Source organism: Undibacterium sp. GW821-FHT11B02 (assembly GCF_058808955.1).
The window spans coordinates 460,519-478,239 of record NZ_JBXASD010000007.1 but is presented as its reverse complement, the minus strand read 5'-3'; the positions used below and the strand labels follow the sequence as shown (position 1 = coordinate 478,239).

Below are 17,721 nucleotides of genomic sequence, written 5' to 3'. Positions count from 1 at the left end.
GCTACAGTGCGCAGATCAATCAGGCAGCTCTGGGCCCGGGCATGATTGTCATCATCCGCCTGCGTACCACGCATGAGTATATACAGACTTGCCTGAAGCGTTTCAGGGAGATGATACATATCCTTGAGGTTTACCGGGTCACAGGTGAAGACTGCTTTATTATGAAGGTCATCGTGCCTTCACCGGCCAAACTGGAAAGCATTGTTGATGCCATTGCTGTCTACGGTGCGGTGACCACATCCATTGTGCTCCGTAGCGAGGCAGCCAACCTATCGTGCGAGACGCTCTGGAGGATTAGATGGTTTGTAGAGCAGCATTGATGTAATAGAACCATCTGGCGCAATGAATTACACCAGATAGATGTGACCGAGCAAAGCGTGTTTCCTGAAAGGATGTAACACTTGAAGCTTGATCAAAAAAACGGGAAATTTAACAATTTTTTAGACACCCTCAAGGGTGGACGATAATAATATAATCTTGTCTAGTAACAACAATTACAATGATAAAGTCTAGGAGACAATTATGAAAAATCTTAGCTTCCAGAAAAAGCTCTGGATTCCCTTGATTTCCAGCTTGTTGTGTATTGCAGGAATCTTCGTTTATGACTCGATTCAAAGTCGCAACATCAGAATTGAGGAGCGTCGTAACGATTTAACCAGTATTGATGATGTCGGAATCCATATCGTTAAGCATTTCGACAATTTGGCGCAGGCAGGAAAATTGACCAAGGAGCAAGCGCAACAACAGGCGATGGCAACGATTAAGGATCTGCGCTATGGCAAGGACGGATATGTAACAATTACGAATCTGGATGGCGTAACCTTAATGCATCCGTTCAAACCTGAAAACGACGGTAAGAACATGATGGATTTCAAAGACGTTAAAGGTAATTACCTGTATCGCGACATCGTTGTAGCTGGTAAGACTGGCGGCGGATTTGTTCAGTATTACTGGACTCGTCCGGGTGAGAAAGATGCAGTCCCGAAATTAAGCCGGGTTGCCACCTATCAACCCTGGGGATGGAGCCTGGTCACAGGCGTGTATATGGATGACATCGATACTGCTTTTCGTCAGTCCTTAATGCAATCTTCGATCATGTTGCTAGTTGTGTGTTTCGTGCTGTGGCTTATCGTCAGAGTGATTAATAAGAGTCTACGCCACACGATTGGTGGTGCCCCTGAATATGCATCCGAGATAGCTGCGCGTATTGCTGCTAATGATTTGAGTGGAGCAGTCAAAACGCATAAAGATGATAAGAGTAGCATTTTATTTGCAATGAAGAGCATGCAGCTCAATCTGGCTAACACGATGACCGAGATACGTCGAAGTGCCGATACTATCGCAACTGCTTCCAGAGAAATTGCTTCAGGAAACATGGATCTGTCTTCTCGCACTGAATCTCAAGCCAGCTCACTGGAAGAAACTGCTGCATCAATGGAAGAGCTGACCTCGACAGTATCTCAAAACGACCAAAACGCCATACAGGCGAATCAGTTGGCCAAATCGGCTTCTGAGGTGGCACAAAAGGGTGGATCCGTTGTTACACGAGTGATCCATACCATGGACACCATCAACACCTCTGCTAAGCGCATTGTCGATATTATTAGCGTCATTGACGGCATTGCTTTCCAGACGAATATTCTTGCATTGAATGCTGCCGTTGAGGCGGCACGAGCAGGAGAGCAGGGACGTGGTTTCGCAGTTGTAGCGAGCGAAGTGCGCAACCTTGCACAGCGCAGTGCAGCTGCCGCTAAAGAAATCAAAGAACTAATTGGCGATTCAGTCAGCACTATTGAAGCAGGTAGTGCCCTTGTTGCACAGGCTGGATCTACGATGGACGAGGTCGTAGCCAGCGTTTCCCGAGTGACAAGTATCATTGCCGGCATCACGGCGGCCTCACATGAGCAAAGCACCGGGATCAGCCATGTGAACCTGGCGATCACAGAAATGGACTCGGTAACACAACAAAATGCCGCATTGGTTGAACAAGCGGCGGCAGCGGCAAGTAGCATGCAAGATCAGGCCGCCAATCTTGCGCAATTGGTGTCACGGTTCAAATTAATGTGACTGATTTTGTCCTGAGAATTTGTCTCACCTATGGAGGGCTTTAATGTCTCTATTTCGGAGCCGATTGAACACTTGCATTCTCAACTGATTTTGACAATCGCGTGTATCCAAACTCGTAGAAAGTCCTGACGGTTTTTTCATTCTTGTAGCATAGATCTATTGCAGCACCGAGTTTAATATCTCGATCAAGTAAATGAGAAAAATCAACTGCAGCTTTGAATTTTGCAATAAATGCTGGTGTTGCTTTTAACGTTTTTAGAAAATCCAAGGATACGTTAATCTCTCCACGCCATACTTTTTCCTCAAGCAACAAGGAGGTCTTGTTCAGGGACAGGCAGGTTGCATACAGCCTGTGTTCGGCTACTGTGTCCTCTGCAGCGCGCATGACGTCTACTTCATTAATCTGTCGGGAAACCTGCTGCGCAGTGGATTGACACGACAGTACGATTGCCAATGAGAATAGTGTCAGTTTGGGAGTGATATGCTTTTCCTTCCAAAATTTCGTAACCATATTGTATTTACCGCCTTAATAGACGATTCATTCTGAACCGCAAATCGATTTAAATGCCGGATCAATAGTAAGTCCTATTTATGTGTGTTTCAAGGTGCGACCCAGGCAGTTGCAGGTAGCTAAATCAAAAATACGCATTCAGTTCGGTATAAGGGGTGGCGCCATCGACTAGCGGTTCTGATCGGCCATCGGCAAGAAAGTCTGTCACCAGTGTTGATGTATGAGCACACAGTTTTTGCGGAATCCAGGAACCAATGCTGACCCGTCGCACACCGAGCGCGGCGAGTTCTGCCACGCGGAAGAATGCGTGCTGATAACGGGGATGCGGTCACGCAAATTTGCATCGATGGGCATGGCATTGCTTTTCATTCAGCAGTGACAATGCTTGAATCGATACGCTCAGGCGACCTGGTACAAATACTTCCAGAGTGGACCGGGAGGGAAACCGGTGTCTATGCCGTTTGCCCGCCGGGGCCAATCGGGCTAACAGCACGGACTTTTATCGATTTTTTGAGTAGCTGCTGGAAAGAAAGTGCTGAACCCGTATTGACAAGCCCGTAATTGCTGAGGTACTTTTTTTGTTCCTGTGGGCCTGACCAGTGCCTTTGGTCCGTATGTCTGACTTCAGTACAAAGTACGACCTGCTTATTGTAGAAGAGTGGTGTGGGGAAACTCAACCAGATATTAACATCCGTTGCTATGCTTGTAAGCATGAATGGTTCGTGCCACGCCAGCAATATGTCAATTTGTAGTCGCAGACAGCAGAAGAAAATCATCAAACTGGTGACGTATCATTTCGCCTCCTGCTATGTTGGGGTCGTGCCGGGATAAAGCCGGAAATGATACATAATCCTAAAAGTTATATGGATCTAGCTGCTTATGCGGAATATTCATAGTTGCGAGCTTAAGCTGCTCGAATGGTTCCGGGCTAAGTTTAAATGGGGGCAATCGTCCTTTCGGTGCAAAAGTGAAATCAACAATTTTCGGCATCAAGGACGAAGTGCGACTAGCCGTGCTACTGCTTCCTGCAGATTCTCCATTGAATTGGCGGTGGAGAAACGCACAAACCGTGCGGCTTCCGCATTACCAAAGTCACGGCCTGGTGATATGGCAACATGGGCGCGTTTCATCACTTCAAAAGCGAACTCCCAACTGCTTGGCACGCCCCAGGCTTCAAACCACGACGAGCAATCGGCCCAGGCATAGAAAGCACCATCTGGTACGACTGGCACCTTGAAGCCTGTTTTCTCCAGGGCCGGGATGAACCAGTCACGTCGGGCCTTGAACTCTGCCCGGCGGCGTTCGTACTCCGCAATGTTTTCTGGCTCGAAGCAAGCCAGCGCTGCATGTTGTGCAACGGCACTCGGACACAGGAAGAAGTTTTGTGCCAATCGCTCGATGACAGGTATCAATGGTTCTGGAGCCACTATCCAGCCCAGTCGCCAGCCTGTCATGCCGAAGTATTTTGAAAAGCTGTTGATGCTGATGACATTGTCATCAATCGCCAGTCCGGTGTGACCAAAGGTATCATCGTGGCTTAGGCCGAGATAGATTTCATCCAACAGTGTGAAACCGCCTTTTGACTGGACAAATGTATGGATGCGTCGCAATTCATCCGGGTGGATGGAAGTACCAGTCGGATTGGATGGCGATGCCAGTAGTACCCCGCGCGTCTTGTCGCGCCAGTTAGCCTGTACTTTTTCTGCGCTTAACTGGTAGCGTTCAGCGACTGTCGTAGGTACCAGCACCGGCTGGCCTTCTGCCGCGATGATGAAGTGCCGGTTGCAAGGATAACTCGGGTCAGGCATCAAAACTTCGTCACCCGCGTCGATCAGTGCCATACAAGCAAGTTGCAATGCAGCAGACGCGCCAGCGGTTACGGCAATGCGTCGTGCAGGAATGTCGATGCCGAAGCGTTGGCGGTACCAGTCGCTGATTCGTTGACGTAGTGACTCAAGTCCGATGGCAGGTGTGTACTGTGTCACCCCGTCGCGCACCGCGCGCACAGCTGCCTCTTGTACCAGCGGTGGCGCAGTGAAATCTGGCTCACCGATGGTCAGATGTATCATTGGTCGATTGGTACCAGCTACTTCACGGGCTAATTGTGAAGCAGCCTTGGCTACTTCCATGACGTAGAACGGTTCAATGCGTTCGGAACGTTTGGAAATTCTCATCGGGTGTCTCCTGTAGAGTGGTGATATACCGGTCCTTCACAACTCTTCGCAGAGCTGCCCGGCAAAGTGGATGAACGCAATTTTTAGAGATTTAGGGCGGATTCAGGGCGTATTGAGAACCAGTTTTGGATGGCTTTCCCGGATAGGCAGGTTGATCAGGGAAGCTGCAATGGCAAGTACGATGTCTGCGTACCACATCCATTCATAGCTCCCAGTCTTTGCAAGAGCAATTCCACCAAGCCATGCGCCAAAGAAACCACCAATTTGATGGCTGAACAGTGCCAGGCCAAACAGGGTTGCAAGATAGCGCGGCCCGAACAGTTTGCCGATCAGGCCGGCGGTTGGCGGCACCGTCGAAAGCCAGGTGATACCAAGCACAAACGCAAAAACATAGAAGGTCAATGTCGTCTTTGGTGCTGCCAGGTATAAGGCTATTGCGACGGCGCGTGATGCATACATCCAGACCAGTATCATTTTCATGCGCTGTGTTTTCCCCAGCCAGCCAGCACTGATGCTGCCGATAATGTTCGCCAGACCGATGATGGCAATCGACATTGCCCCGACGGCTGCTGGCAAACTGCAAAGGGCAACTTCGCCAGGTAAGTGCGTCACCAAAAAGGCAATATGGAATCCGCAGGTAAAGAAACCGGCGTGCAGGCAGAGGTAGCTGCGGTCACGAAAGGCAATGCCAGTCTGCTTGCCAAGAGTCATGCCATCAGTTAGTGCTGCTGCGTGAGTGTCATGAGCATTCTTCTTTTCTCGCAGTGGCAGTGCTATGAGTATGGCGCTAAAGGCAGTGGTGGCAAGGGCGAACATGGCAGCAACCCAACCGAAGGCATTGATCATACCTTGAGTAAAAGGAGCAAACACGAACTGACCGAAGGAACCACCCGCATTGATAAAACCTGACGCAGACGAGCGTTGCTCGGGCGGCAGACGTTGTGCTGATGCTCCGATCAAAACTGAAAAACTGCCAGCACCGGCACCAGCTGCGGTAAGTATGCCCATGGCAAAGGTCAATCCAAAGCCAGTGCCCATGAAAGGTGTGATCAGTAAGCCCAATGCCATGAGTACTGTACCCAGGACAATGACTTTGTATGAGCCAACGCGATCAGCAAGCATGCCGAACAAAGGTTGCGCCGCACCCCATATGAATTGACCAATGGCAAAGGCAAAGCTAACCGTCATAATGCCCAAGCCGGTAGCCGTATTGAGCGGCGAAACAAACAGGCCGGTGGATTGCCGTATGCCCATAGTGACGGCCAAAATTGCTGCCGAGGAGATGACCAGTATCCAGAAATGTCTTTGCGCGTTCATATTGACTCTCGTTGTAAATTTGCTTGCTGGCCAGGGCATGTCCTGGCACCGTTTGCGATAGACACGACTGCGGCTACGCAGGTGCCCAGTAAGCTTTGCAGGCAATGATTTCACATGAAGAGGGTAGGTGTCTTGTACGCTATTGCAGCTTCTATTGGACTTGTACTGTTGACTAAACAGCCCGAGGCATGCCGGGGTGCTGTATCTGACCAAGCTTTGGTTAGCTCAAAAATATGGCGTGTATTGCAATGGAGATGATATGGATTTTTTTCAGAAACCAGGGATTCAAGAGCCATGTAGCCAGGGGAAACTGAGGAGAAAAACTAGGCAGGGCCATGAAACCACACGTTGGCGAGTGGCTTCATTCTGGCTGGATACCCTTATAGTTCGTATTTATTTCCTGCTGTCGACCGGATTGGATGCGTGTCATAGATCAGGTCTAAATATTCCACTTTGTTGGTTTCTGGCTTGAACCGGAACAAATCCATCACCTTGAAAGTAATCAGGGTTCCATCTGTGACAGTCCAGTCGTACTGGAAGTAGGCAATCGCATGGTTCTTGTCACTTGAACTCGAAAAGATATCGATCGGTGTGATGACATTTTTCTCTGAGGCGGTAGCCAGTTTTTCAAAGAAAGGTACAGCTGCCATTTCCCCAAGAAATGGAGACCGCACTCGACCTTCTGGCGCAAACAGGGAAACGATGGTGGCGTAGTCGCTGTCCCCCAGTGCTTTCATATACGTTTCGAGTACGGGTAGGTAGTCATTCATGGAACTTGTTCTTTCAAAAAATGATGTTCATAAGGCTATTGAGATTATTACGTCGGGCATATCTTGCTAAATGATTTATTATCTGGCTGATCTTGCTGTTCCACCAGTTACTGCTTTTTGATACTGGCCCGGGGTAACCCCCATCAACCGCCGGAACCAGCGCGTGAGATGTGCCTGGTCAGTAAAGCCGGTCAACACACTGGTGTCGCCTAAAGAATGATTTGCGCGTATGAGCCGCATCGCTAAACGTACCCGCGCTTGGCGTTGATAAGCATGCGGCGTCATACCAAGTGCCCGCTCAAATGCGCGAAAAAGCTGGAATGAGGGCAATTTTGCTATCGCTGCCAAATCTTCAAGGCTGACGTTGTCTTCCAGATTTTGGTCAAGAAATTCGCGTACCTCCTGAACACCAGTGGGCTCCAGCCCTGCTGGTCTGGATGATGCAGGTTTAAGAACATGGCATCGCGTCAACTGTGAGGCGAATTTGATATAGGTTTCATCCCGAAACAGGGCTGATCCTTGCACTTGCGAGCAATGATGCACAGAATACAGCCATTGCGTAAGTTGAGCATCGCGCACTACCGGCCCGGCTAACTGAAACAGTCTGGACCTTTGCTCGCTGCCTGCCAAAGCCCACAGGTGTGCCAGATCCACGTAAAGTGTACGCAAATGCCAGCCATGTTCATTGACGGCCCAGCCAGCGTGAGGCTCGTCTGCATCAATGGCATAGATGTCACCCTTTTGGACAACAAACTCATTCCCACGCATCCTGATCCGGATAGCACCTTCTGTCAGCAATGCAAAGCACGCGGTTTCATGGGTATGGACATCGTAAGAAAAATCGACAAATCGCCCGCACAACAACTCTGCCTTCAGGTCAGGAGCTTGCCATATGGTGATATCTGTTTGTTCTGTGTGAGATGCCATAAATAAAAAAAATAAATCTGATGCTGGCTTGATAAACATGCATGTCAACACCTTTTAATACGACTATTCTATCGTACTGCACGGGGTTTCTGCCTGTCGCGACTAATAATAGCCTGACGATGCGGCATATGTTTTGATAGTACGATATTACAAATATTTTGCTGTGTCCTTGTCGTTATAACGACATCGGGCTGGTCGTGTACCTGCTAATCTGAATTTGCAGCTGCTGTCGGCTGCCACATGATAAGGAGACAATATGGCATGGGATATCGAGGTGATAGACGCATGTGCTGTCGTGCACATGAACACCAATAAAGTCAATGTACAGAACGAGCAATTCTTTGCTGACCTGCATGGCGCCTTTGACCGGCTGGAACGCGACTTCAACGAATTACCAGTCGTGCTGACAGGGCAGGGCGATGTTTTTTCTGCCGGGATAGATTTTCAGTACAGCTTTGACATTTTCGGCAGTGGAGACCACGAAAAAATCCGGCAATGGTATAGAACTTATCGCGAAACCAACTTGCGCATTTTTACCTACCCCAGACCTACTGTTGCAGCAATGAATGGTCATGCTATCGCTGGTGGCCTGATCACCGCACTTGACTGCGACTTCAGAATTGCCGCACGTAAACCGGCGAAGTTCGGGCTAAACGAAGTGCCCATCGGCATCCCTATGCCAGCGGCATATGTCGAAATCATCAAATACACTTTGGGTGATCAGGTCGCAGCGCTTGCCACTCTATGTGGAAAGTTATACGACACGGAAGAGGCAGAGCGCCTGGGCTTCTTCCATGAAGTGGTCGCACCCGATCAATTGCTAACCACGGCTATTAACTACGCACGGTGCATCACACCCGATAGCAATGTAGCCTACGCCATGTCCAAAAAGGCTTTGCAGGACGGTGCCCTGATGCAAATCGAAGAGCGAACAGTTGCCCTTGACGAACACCTGCCGGCAGGCATGAGTGAAGAACGTAACCGCCGTGCGCAAGACCGGCGCAGGCAAGAAATCATGCGCAAGCGGACTACTCCGGGGTAATCACATGATCGATCTCTATAGTTGGCCAGCACCAAATGGCCATAAGGTGCAGATCATGATGGAAGAACTGGGTGTTCCGTATCGCGTCATTCCCATCGACATCACCAGTGGTGACCAGCACGACGCCAGTTATCTTGCCATCAATCCTAATGGCAAGATCCCGGCAATCGTGGATCATGTCCCTGTGGACAAGGGAGCCCCGGTGACGGTGTTTGAGACTGGAGCTATCTTGCTGTATCTTGCAGAGAAAGAAAAACGCTTCCTTCCCACGGAAATGCGCCAACGCAGTGAGGTGTTTCAGTGGCTGTTCTGGCAAGTCGGTGGGTTGGGGCCGATGATGGGGCAGGCCCAGCATTTTTTCCGATACGCGCCTGAACCCGTTCCGTATGCAATCGAGAGATACCAAAAGGAAACTCGACGCCTGCTAACACTGCTGGATGAACGTCTACAAGGGCGTGACTATGTTTGCGGTGAATATTCAATCACGGACATGGCCTGCTTTCCATGGATTCGAATTCATAAGCTGACCGGCATCGCTCTGGAAGATTTTCCCAACATACAAGCCTGGTACGGCCGGGTACGCAGTCGGCCTGCTGTTGGCAGGGCGATGGATGTGTTAAGGGATAGGTGGGTGGACGTGAGCAGTTCAGCCGAAGCGAAGCACAATCTTTTCTTGAGAACATAGCAATCATGAAAGAAAATAGTGACCGGACTGTGCAGGTATTTGTCGATTTGCGAAGTCCTTATTCTTATCTCGCCTTACAACCTGCCCGTGCACTGGCACAGCGGTGTGGCGTAGTCTTTGAATGGTGGCCATACATCACTGACTTTCGCTCTGCCTATGGGGGAGAGATCGAACAACGGTCAAGCCGTGATATCGCGAAACTGAAATACCTGTATATGGATTGTCGCCGTATGGCAAAGCTGCAGGGTCTCACGATTCGTGCCACGACTCGGCTATGGGATGCATCCCTGGCGAGTCAGGCGATGTTGTTTGCCAAGTCAAAAGCCCGGCTCTGGGAATTTTGTGATCCGCTGCTGGCTGCATTTTGGCGTCGCGAATTCGACCTGGAATCGCCAGTGCAACTTGAAACAGTACTTGTCAGCGCAGGGTTACAGGCCAGCGATTGGCGTGCATATCAGAAGGCCAGCGCACAACACGATTTGGCCACGGTGTCAGCGCATGCTGAACAATTGGGTGTCTTTGGTGCCCCAACGTTTATCTACCGTGAGGAATTGTTTTGGGGTGGCGACAGACTGGATTTATTGGCTGCGCGGATAGAATCAGACCTTTCGGGTGAGCCGGGTCCGGCTTAGCCTCCCTTCATGACGTAGTTGCGCAGGCTGCTTACATTAACGACCAAAGAACCCTTGCGAGGTTCACTGTGCACCAGCCCATGTCGATTGAATGTCCGGATCGCTGCATTGACACGCTGCCGGCATAAGCCGCATATCAAGGCCAGCTCGTGCTGCGGGATCGATAGTGTTTGTGCGTCTTCCCCTCTTTTGTCGGCAAGCATCAGAAGTGCTCTTGCCACTTGCATTTCTGGCCCAAGCAGACGGGATGCTGCCAGCATTCCCACAAATACACCCATGCGTTCATTCATAGTGTCGCAAAGAAAGTGATTGAATGCGATGGATGACTGACGCAGTGTTTCAAAAGTCTTTGCCGGAATCATGCAGAGATGCGCCGGGGTAAGTGCGCGCAGATCGTAGCGCAGCGCTTCCTTCTTCAGCAAGGACCCGTCGCCGCCCCATTCACCCTCACGCAGACAATACAAAGTGGTCTCTGCACCATCTGCACTGACCACATACATCTGCAGGAAGCCGTGCATGAGTCCGTACCAGTGATTGCACGGCTCACCCGCTCTGGCGACGTATTCCCCTGAGCTGACTGTGCGTGCAATCGCGGTTGTCTGCGTAAGTGCACGTAATTCGGGGGACAGTGTACGGAACCATGGCCATTTTTCCAGAAATTCCTGCAATCCGGTCACCGGCACTGTTGGTGATGTTGCTTGTTGGCTAGCTGACCACTGACTTTCATTGGCGACAACTTGTTCTGGCGAGCACACAAAAGACGTGTGTGTTGCTTCAAGCGTGACGCCCTTATTGATCTTTGTCTCATTCATCTGTATTTCTCCACAGCGAACTTTCGCATCTGTTGCGGGATTGCTTATGATGTTTTGCTTGCGTCCTGAATGGATGTCCGGCTATTTTTTTCTACGTCTTGTCTTTGGTTTATGTTTGTTGGATATCAGATCTTCTCTGGGAGGATTGTCATCGCAAGTCCATGCAGAAGACGTGTCTTAAGTGAGTCGTCATGCAGTTCCCTGCGTAGCCAGGTAATCATGCCGGGAACGACGCGCGTGATTTTTTCTGCGGCGCAATGGGTCAGCCCGCGTAGCCGCCAGACCTCTGCCGAAGGATAGCGTCTGAATACTTCCACGTCTGCGATTGGAATGTACTGGTCATTGGCTCCGTTCACCACAAGCATGCGTGCTGTATCAGGTTGATCTAACAAACCCTGGTCTTTCAAAGAGAAGTCCTTAAGCATCAAGCCTGCCGCTTCCCGATCGGGATAGGTCTCCAGTCGCAACGCGTTTCCCAATATGCCTGGCATGCCGTTGGGTAAGCCAGCCACGTAGGCTGCATTAATGCCTTCGACACCAATTGGCCCACCGAAGTTGATGGCCGCATCAACTTTATGGCTGAGCGCCAGCTTGGCCGCCCAATGGCCACCGAAGCTTACGCCAAGAAAACCTAGCTTGTTGTTACCTCGGTATTTGTCAATTACAGTCTGATAGATGCGATCCGCGTCGTATGTCAGTGGCATGTCACTTTCCCCAGTTCCGGGCATGTCCATCGAGACAACCCGGAACTTCCCGATTTTGCTGAGCAGCAGGCCCATGCGGTGCAGCTCCATCTTCCCGGTGTCCACTCCGCCAGAAAGAATCACGACCGGCTGTGTTAACGATGAATCCGGTGAATAGATGTGGACGGGAATGGAAACCTCGCCATCCCCTGCATTGCACACGACCATCTCTCGCGCGAAATGCAGGCGAAAGTGGGACGACGCCCGCATGAAGCATTGGACCTGCTCCTGGAGTGCAGCAACCCGGCTTGGTGTGGCCAGACAGGGGAACCGGGCCGCGCCATAAAGCGCAGATGCCAACAACCAATTTCCCTGCCCCTTCGCATGATTTGCTTCTTGTACCCACTCGTAGGTCCAGCCACCCGGCCCATCAGCCCAGTTGTCAGTGACGCGATCTTCAACCCGCGCAACAATGCTTGACGAAATGCCCCATCCGACGAACTGCTTACGCCGTTCCTCAAAAAGCTGATGCGGCGACAATGGAAACGTGAACATAGTTGATCCTTATGTGCTTGGCTGTGCCGTGACTCGTTATGTCGAATTGATGAACAGGGGCCAATAAAGCTTGTGATCTGGTATTTTAAAATTTTATCAAATATGCAAGAACTGATTTGCAATATTAAAATTACCTAAAAACTATTATTATGCGCAATTTATTCTAGAGTAACGATAGTATGGATAATTAATACTTCTTACATGATATAAATTAGAAGGAAGTGGATGCACATTTGAAAAATATAGCCATGAACAACGAAGCGCAGCTCTTCAAACTCTTGTCGCAGACCCCCCATCTTTTAAAGGATGTCTTTGACACTTTTTCAGACGTTCTTTTTTTTATCAAAGATTTCGAAGGCCGTTATCTTTGGGCCAACGCCACACTTCTAAGTCGTAGTGGCCTAAAGAGGCCTCAAGATATTTTTGGAAAAACCGCCGACGATCTTTTTCCGGCTTCTGGGCTCAGCACAATGGCACAGGATTTGTTAGTTGTACAAAACAGGTTGCCAATCCAAAATGTTCTACGAATGTATAGAACAGCGAATGGCGCAAGATATTGGTGCCTTAGTTCAAAGTTTCCGATGCTAGATGCAGCAAATAATGTAGTTGGACTATTTGGTCTTTCTCGGGATCTTCCAAGCCCGAATGGTCGCCACCCAAGCTATTTTCGATTGGCCAAATTCCTCGAATATATCGATGCCAGAATTGGGGACGGCGTATTGATTACTGATGCGGCGAGAGTGTGCTCTATTTCAATGGACACCTTGGCCAGGCATGTCTTCGATGTGTATCATCTGACGCCAAAACAGCTTTTGACAAAAAAGAGGATCGATCACGCTTGCAAGCTCCTGGAGCAGACCAGTCGGTCAATTTCAGACATCGCAAGCGCATGTGGATACGCGGATCAAAGTGCATTCACGCGCCAATTTAAATTGGCAACACATATCACGCCGGTTCAGTATAGAGCTACACACAAGCCAGGCAGTCTTTCAGCTTTGGATCTATAGATTGATAAATTGCCGAAAAAACTCTGTCTGAGTAAATATCTGGTAAATATGCGACACCAATATCTCGCGGTTCAAGTTGATTTTCGAGTTAATTGAAGTATCTGTAATAGAGCTTACGCAAAATTGTCCCGGCAAGGCTATTGCTTTTAGGAAACCTCCCTTGCAAGGGAGGTTCGTTACGTCGGCAGGCAACATGTAGCCTGAAACCCTGTTTAGGCGAAATCCCGACTTCAAGTCAGCAATCTAGAACAATACGCTTTCCCATCAAGGTGCAAATGACAGTTTGTACCTCACCCACACTTCTACAGAAGCGGTGTCACGAGCTGACACTGGCAGCGGAATAGTGTCGAAAAATCAGCAATACACTCCCTCCGTAACACGGGTGCATAAGCCACGATTGTGCAAAATTCCGCAAATCTTTGGCCGCTTTTGTTCCATACGAGGCAGGGGGACCTACGTAAAATTGGTGGCTATGGAATCACACGACTGAGCATATGCCAAACTGGCTGAATCAAGACTCAATGTGCCGTGAATAGTATGCGAAACCCAAAAACAATCAGGTTGCCAAATGTCAAATCAAGTTGTAATTGTTGGTGGTGGTGCAATGGGATGTGCCGTCGCGTATTTTCTTGCGATGCAAGAAAACGCCCCTTCAAAAATCATTGTTGTTGAGAGAGATCCAACCTATCGCATTGCATCCTCAAGTTTATCGGCGAGCTCAATCAGGCAACAATTCTCAACACCGGTCAGTATCCAGCTGTCTCAATTTGGCTATGAATTTATGGTGGACGCTGACGCCACCAGTTCACCCGAAATAGGCGGGGCCGGATTGACTTCTCGTGGTTATTTGTTTCTGGGTCGTCCAGATCAGGCAAATGAGTTGAAAGCTCGTACTGAATTGGCACGGTCGCTTGGCGTTTCGCTGCGGGAGTACTCCCGTGATCAACTGGCTAACAAATTTCAATGGCTCAATACCAGCGACCTGGAGTATGGCGTTCAAGGATTGAAGGGCGAAGGCTGGTTTGATGGCTATTGTCTCATGCAGTTATATCGGTCACGGGCAAAAGCCGCAGGAGTTGTTTTTATGACCGGTGACGTGGCTGCCTTCGAACATCATAGCGGACGAATTGAGAGTGTACTTCTGGCGGATGGTAGCAAATTAAATGCTGACTTTGTCGTCAATACATGCGGTGCCTGGTCAAATGAACTGGCTTCGAAAGTCGGCGTTGAACTGCCTATCCGTGCACGTCGGCGGACTGCGTTTGTCGTGTCATGTCCGGAAAAAATTCCGGAATTTCCAATTCTTATTGACACTTCGGGGATATTTATCCGCCCCGAACAAAACCACTTTCTTTGCGCCACTTCACCCAACCCAGAAAATGATCACGATGACCTGCCCCTTGACCCAGACCTTGCTCTGTTTGAGGAGCTTATCTGGCCAACCCTGGCGGAGCGCATTCCAGCGTTCGAAGCGCTTCGGATAGAACGTGCATGGGCTGGCTATTACGAATTCAATACGATCGATCAGAACGGCATTGTGGGAGGAACTGACGTAGAAAACTTCTATGTCGCAGCAGGTTTTAGCGGCCACGGCCTGATGCACAGTGCGGGAGTCGGGCGCGGACTGGCAGAATTGATCACTTACGACGAATATCGCTCTATCGACTTATCACCTCTTTCTCCAACTCGCTTCGCCGAAGGTAAGGCCATTGTTGAACACGGTGTCTATTAACTACAATTTTTTGTCAAATATTTGGAGAAATATATGCAGATTGGCCCATTTAAAAGTGAACATATTGAGCAATTTAGTTCCGAGGTAACGCAGCGTGAAATGAAGGAAGCTTTAGCTCGTATCCGGACGAATTCAAAGCATGTTTATCCGCTGGTCATTGGCGGTGAAAAAATTAGTACCCAAAAAACGATAGTTTCAACAAATCCCTCGAATGCGGACGAAATCATTGGTGCATCCGCACTTGCAGATACAGCACACGCCGACGCAGCAATTGCGGCCGCATGGGCAGCATTTGAATCGTGGAAAACCTGGCCACAGGAAGAACGTTCACTTTTGCTGCTTAAGACTGCCCAGATTATTCGCAGCCGCCGGCGCGATTTTGAGGCTTGTCTCGTATTGGAAATCGGGAAAAATCTTGTCGATGCAAGTGCCGAAGTTGCCGAGACCATTGAATTTCTGGAGTACTACGCACGGCTGGCAATGAAACATGTGGGATCGATCGACGGACTGACACCATTCGCAGGTGAACATAACAGCAGTTTTTATGTGCCACTTGGCGTTGGCGTCGCTATTGCACCGTGGAATTTCCCTATGGCGCTCATGACAACCATGATGGCTGGTGCAATCGCAGTAGGGAATACGATGGTCTGCAAGCCGGCAGAAGATACCGTGGTTTCCTGTGCCATGTTGCTTGAAGCTTTTGATGAAGCAGGTTTACCCGCAGGCGTACTAAACTTTCTTCCAGGAATAGGGCGCGAGGTTGGGGAATATTTGGTGGCGCATCCCAAAACGCGTTTCATCAGTTTCACCGGAAGTCTTGCAGTTGGAGCACGCCTCAACGAGGTTGCTGCAAAGCTGGCGCCCGGCCAAAAATGGTTCAAGCGTGTATTTTTGGAACTAGGAGGAAAGAACGCAATCCTCGTTGACGAAACGGCCGACCTCGATTTGGCTGCTACCGGCATCATCGAGGGAGCTTTTGGCTATCAAGGGCAAAAATGTTCAGCATGCTCACGCCTGGTGGTAGTTGATGCTGTCTACGATGCGCTGATGGAAAGAGTGGTGTCGCTGGCAGAAAAAGTTGCGGTCGGACCAGCTGAGAATAATCCTCGGATGGGTCCGGTTATCAATGCTGCCCAGACTAAGAAGATTTCACAATACTTCGAAATTGCCAAAGAGGAAGGCAAGCTGCTCACTGGTGGACGTCGATTGGACGGACCTGGCTTTTTCTTTGCTCCGACAATTTATGGTGACGTTGATCAAAACGCGCGGATCGCACAAGAGGAAGTTTTTGGGCCATTCGTAGCTGCCATTCGTGTGAAAGATTTTGACGAAGGCATGCGGGTCGTTACAAACACGGATTACGGATTAACGGGAGCACTGTATTCCCGCCAGAGAGAACGTCTGGAATATGCTCGCAGAGAATTCCACGTCGGAAATTTATACTTCAATCGCAAAAATACGGGTGCACTGGTTGGCATTCAACCATTTGGCGGATTCAATCTTTCCGGTACCGATACTAAGGTTGGTGGGCCGGATTATTTGCTGCAGTTTCTTCAAATGAAGGTCGTGTCGGAGCGTTTTTAAATAAGTGACAGAGTCAAGTCCATTCGCCAGCGTGAAACTGACTCGCGCTGGCAAGCAATCTCTTCAATTCTTTTAGGTGAACAATAATGTCTGCATCCTGGCCAGAACAAATATTTGATGAACTGAAATCACTGAACGTGCGACAGGTGGCCTATGTGCCGGATGCCGGTCACAGCCAATTGATTAAAATGTGTGAAGCCGACCCGGATATTCACGCGATTTCGCTGACTACCGAGGAGGAGGGAATCGCCATGCTCGCCGGCGCTTGGCTGGGTGGTGATCGTGGTGTCATGCTCATGCAATCGAGCGGTGTTGGCAACTGTATCAACATGCTGTCGCTGAATCATGAGTGTCGCATTCCCTTGCTGACTATCGTCACCATGCGTGGCGAATGGGGTGAATTCAATCCGTGGCAAATCCCTATGGGTAAATCAACCCAGGAATCAATGGAGGCGGCCGGCATGTATGTTTACCGCGCGGATTCAACTGATGAGATCGCGCCAACGGTGCGTGCGGCAGCCTTGATGGCATATCAGACCGGACGTTCAATTGCTGTGCTTATTGCGCAGCGTGTTATCGGAACCAAAAACTTCAATAAGTGAGTATCGCAATGTCATCTACAGTCTCGAAACTTCTTAATCGCCGCACCGTGGTAGCACAAATCCTGCAAAATCGTGGAAATGCTCTGGCGGTCACCAGCCTCGGAAATCCGACGTTTGACGTTGCCGCAGCCGGTGACTCACCACAGAATTTTTACTTGTGGGGGGCAATGGGAGGCGCAGTCATGGTCGGTATGGGAATAGCACTTGCTCAGCCTGATCGTCGCGTCGTCGTATTCACGGGCGATGGCGAAATGATGATGGGCATCGGTTCGCTAGCAACCGTTGCGGTCGAGAAACCTGACAACCTCGCAATCATCGTTCTGAACAATGAACATTACGCTGAAACGGGTATGCAACCAGCCCACGCAGGACGCGGCGTGAACTTGACAGGTATCGCACGTGCATGTGGCTTTGAGCAAGCGCACAGTATCGCTACAGAAGATGAAGTCGCCTCGCTCGCATCACGCTTATTCACAGAAAAGGGACTGATATTCGCAGCAATCCGCATTGCAACGGACCCTACACCTGTCGCGCTGCCGCCACGGGATGGTCCGTATTTGCGCAGTCGCTTCAGGGAAGCGCTGCTCGGGCAAGCTGCATTGAAATGAACTGAGCAGGGTA

General features: G+C 49.8%; 19 protein-coding genes. 11 read left to right on the top strand and 8 right to left on the bottom strand.

The window, feature by feature from the left end:
- On the top strand, nucleotides 1–320 hold a 320-nt coding region (locus AC1RVX_RS17885), incomplete at its 5' end, for an Lrp/AsnC family transcriptional regulator (RefSeq protein WP_493217941.1).
- 202 nt (nucleotides 321–522) lie between these two features.
- On the top strand, nucleotides 523–2,067 hold the full coding sequence (locus tag AC1RVX_RS17880; protein WP_493217940.1) for a methyl-accepting chemotaxis protein: 1,545 nt from the start codon (nucleotides 523–525) through the stop codon (nucleotides 2,065–2,067).
- A gap of 49 nt (nucleotides 2,068–2,116) precedes the next feature.
- On the opposite strand, the gene AC1RVX_RS17875 is transcribed toward AC1RVX_RS17880, so the two are convergent.
- Nucleotides 2,117–2,578 carry a hypothetical protein gene (locus AC1RVX_RS17875; RefSeq protein WP_493217939.1) on the bottom strand — a complete coding sequence of 154 codons (462 nt, stop codon included), beginning with the start codon at nucleotides 2,576–2,578 and terminating at the stop codon, nucleotides 2,117–2,119.
- A 124-nt stretch (nucleotides 2,579–2,702) separates the two neighbouring features.
- The gene (locus AC1RVX_RS17870; protein ID WP_493217938.1) at nucleotides 2,703–2,873 is read right to left on the bottom strand and encodes a hypothetical protein; all 171 of its coding nucleotides are present in this window, start codon (nucleotides 2,871–2,873) and stop codon (nucleotides 2,703–2,705) included.
- Nucleotides 2,874–2,881: 8 nt separating this feature from the next.
- On the opposite strand from AC1RVX_RS17870, the gene AC1RVX_RS17865 reads away from it, so the two are divergent.
- On the top strand, nucleotides 2,882–3,139 hold the full coding sequence (locus AC1RVX_RS17865; RefSeq protein WP_493217937.1) for a LysR substrate-binding domain-containing protein: 258 nt from the start codon (nucleotides 2,882–2,884) through the stop codon (nucleotides 3,137–3,139).
- Between the two features lie 428 nt (nucleotides 3,140–3,567).
- On the opposite strand, the gene AC1RVX_RS17860 is transcribed toward AC1RVX_RS17865, so the two are convergent.
- The 4 genes from AC1RVX_RS17860 to AC1RVX_RS17845 form a co-directional block, all read right to left on the bottom strand.
- Nucleotides 3,568–4,752 (bottom strand): pyridoxal phosphate-dependent aminotransferase, encoded by a 1,185-nt coding sequence (locus AC1RVX_RS17860; RefSeq protein WP_493217936.1) that lies wholly within the window; start codon nucleotides 4,750–4,752, stop codon nucleotides 3,568–3,570.
- Nucleotides 4,753–4,854: 102 nt separating this feature from the next.
- Entirely contained in the window at nucleotides 4,855–6,069 is a 1,215-nt protein-coding gene (locus AC1RVX_RS17855; RefSeq protein ID WP_493217935.1) for an MFS transporter, read from the bottom strand.
- A gap of 380 nt (nucleotides 6,070–6,449) precedes the next feature.
- Complete coding sequence (locus tag AC1RVX_RS17850) at nucleotides 6,450–6,839, bottom strand: nuclear transport factor 2 family protein (protein ID WP_493217934.1); 390 nt, start codon at nucleotides 6,837–6,839, stop codon at nucleotides 6,450–6,452.
- A 78-nt stretch (nucleotides 6,840–6,917) separates the two neighbouring features.
- Nucleotides 6,918–7,766: an AraC family transcriptional regulator gene (locus AC1RVX_RS17845; RefSeq protein ID WP_493217933.1), complete on the bottom strand. Its 849-nt coding sequence runs from the start codon at nucleotides 7,764–7,766 to the stop codon at nucleotides 6,918–6,920.
- A 256-nt stretch (nucleotides 7,767–8,022) separates the two neighbouring features.
- Between AC1RVX_RS17845 and AC1RVX_RS17840 the strand changes: the two genes are divergently transcribed.
- From AC1RVX_RS17840 to AC1RVX_RS17830, 3 genes are read left to right on the top strand one after another with little or no spacing between them, the layout of a single operon-like run.
- Entirely contained in the window at nucleotides 8,023–8,808 is a 786-nt protein-coding gene (locus AC1RVX_RS17840) for an enoyl-CoA hydratase/isomerase family protein (RefSeq protein WP_493217932.1), read from the top strand.
- 4 nt (nucleotides 8,809–8,812) lie between these two features.
- Nucleotides 8,813–9,493, top strand: coding sequence for a glutathione S-transferase N-terminal domain-containing protein (locus tag AC1RVX_RS17835; RefSeq protein ID WP_493217931.1), 681 nt, complete (start codon nucleotides 8,813–8,815; stop codon nucleotides 9,491–9,493).
- Between the two features lie 5 nt (nucleotides 9,494–9,498).
- Nucleotides 9,499–10,125: a DsbA family protein gene (locus AC1RVX_RS17830; RefSeq protein ID WP_493217930.1), complete on the top strand. Its 627-nt coding sequence runs from the start codon at nucleotides 9,499–9,501 to the stop codon at nucleotides 10,123–10,125.
- Here the strand turns inward: AC1RVX_RS17830 and AC1RVX_RS17825 are convergent.
- Together AC1RVX_RS17825 and AC1RVX_RS17820 are read right to left on the bottom strand one after the other, a co-directional pair.
- Nucleotides 10,122–10,937, bottom strand: a complete 816-nt coding sequence (locus AC1RVX_RS17825) for a Crp/Fnr family transcriptional regulator (RefSeq protein WP_493217929.1) — start codon at nucleotides 10,935–10,937, stop codon at nucleotides 10,122–10,124. The genes AC1RVX_RS17830 and AC1RVX_RS17825 overlap by 4 nt on opposite strands.
- Nucleotides 10,938–11,062: 125 nt before the next feature.
- Nucleotides 11,063–12,175, bottom strand: a complete 1,113-nt coding sequence (locus AC1RVX_RS17820; RefSeq protein ID WP_493217928.1) for an alpha/beta fold hydrolase — start codon at nucleotides 12,173–12,175, stop codon at nucleotides 11,063–11,065.
- A gap of 233 nt (nucleotides 12,176–12,408) precedes the next feature.
- Between AC1RVX_RS17820 and AC1RVX_RS17815 the strand changes: the two genes are divergently transcribed.
- The 5 genes from AC1RVX_RS17815 (at nucleotide 12,409) to AC1RVX_RS17795 (ending at nucleotide 17,708) form a co-directional block, all read left to right on the top strand.
- Nucleotides 12,409–13,182, top strand: a complete 774-nt coding sequence (locus tag AC1RVX_RS17815; protein WP_493217927.1) for an AraC family transcriptional regulator — start codon at nucleotides 12,409–12,411, stop codon at nucleotides 13,180–13,182.
- 568 nt (nucleotides 13,183–13,750) lie between these two features.
- The gene (locus AC1RVX_RS17810; RefSeq protein WP_493217926.1) at nucleotides 13,751–14,914 is read left to right on the top strand and encodes an NAD(P)/FAD-dependent oxidoreductase; all 1,164 of its coding nucleotides are present in this window, start codon (nucleotides 13,751–13,753) and stop codon (nucleotides 14,912–14,914) included.
- Nucleotides 14,915–14,947: 33 nt separating this feature from the next.
- Nucleotides 14,948–16,498 (top strand): L-glutamate gamma-semialdehyde dehydrogenase, encoded by a 1,551-nt coding sequence (gene pruA / locus AC1RVX_RS17805; RefSeq protein ID WP_493217925.1) that lies wholly within the window; start codon nucleotides 14,948–14,950, stop codon nucleotides 16,496–16,498.
- A gap of 86 nt (nucleotides 16,499–16,584) precedes the next feature.
- Complete coding sequence (locus AC1RVX_RS17800; RefSeq protein ID WP_493217924.1) at nucleotides 16,585–17,100, top strand: thiamine pyrophosphate-binding protein; 516 nt, start codon at nucleotides 16,585–16,587, stop codon at nucleotides 17,098–17,100.
- Nucleotides 17,101–17,108: 8 nt separating this feature from the next.
- On the top strand, nucleotides 17,109–17,708 hold the full coding sequence (locus AC1RVX_RS17795; protein ID WP_493217923.1) for a thiamine pyrophosphate-dependent enzyme: 600 nt from the start codon (nucleotides 17,109–17,111) through the stop codon (nucleotides 17,706–17,708).
- Nucleotides 17,709–17,721 lie beyond the last annotated feature (13 nt).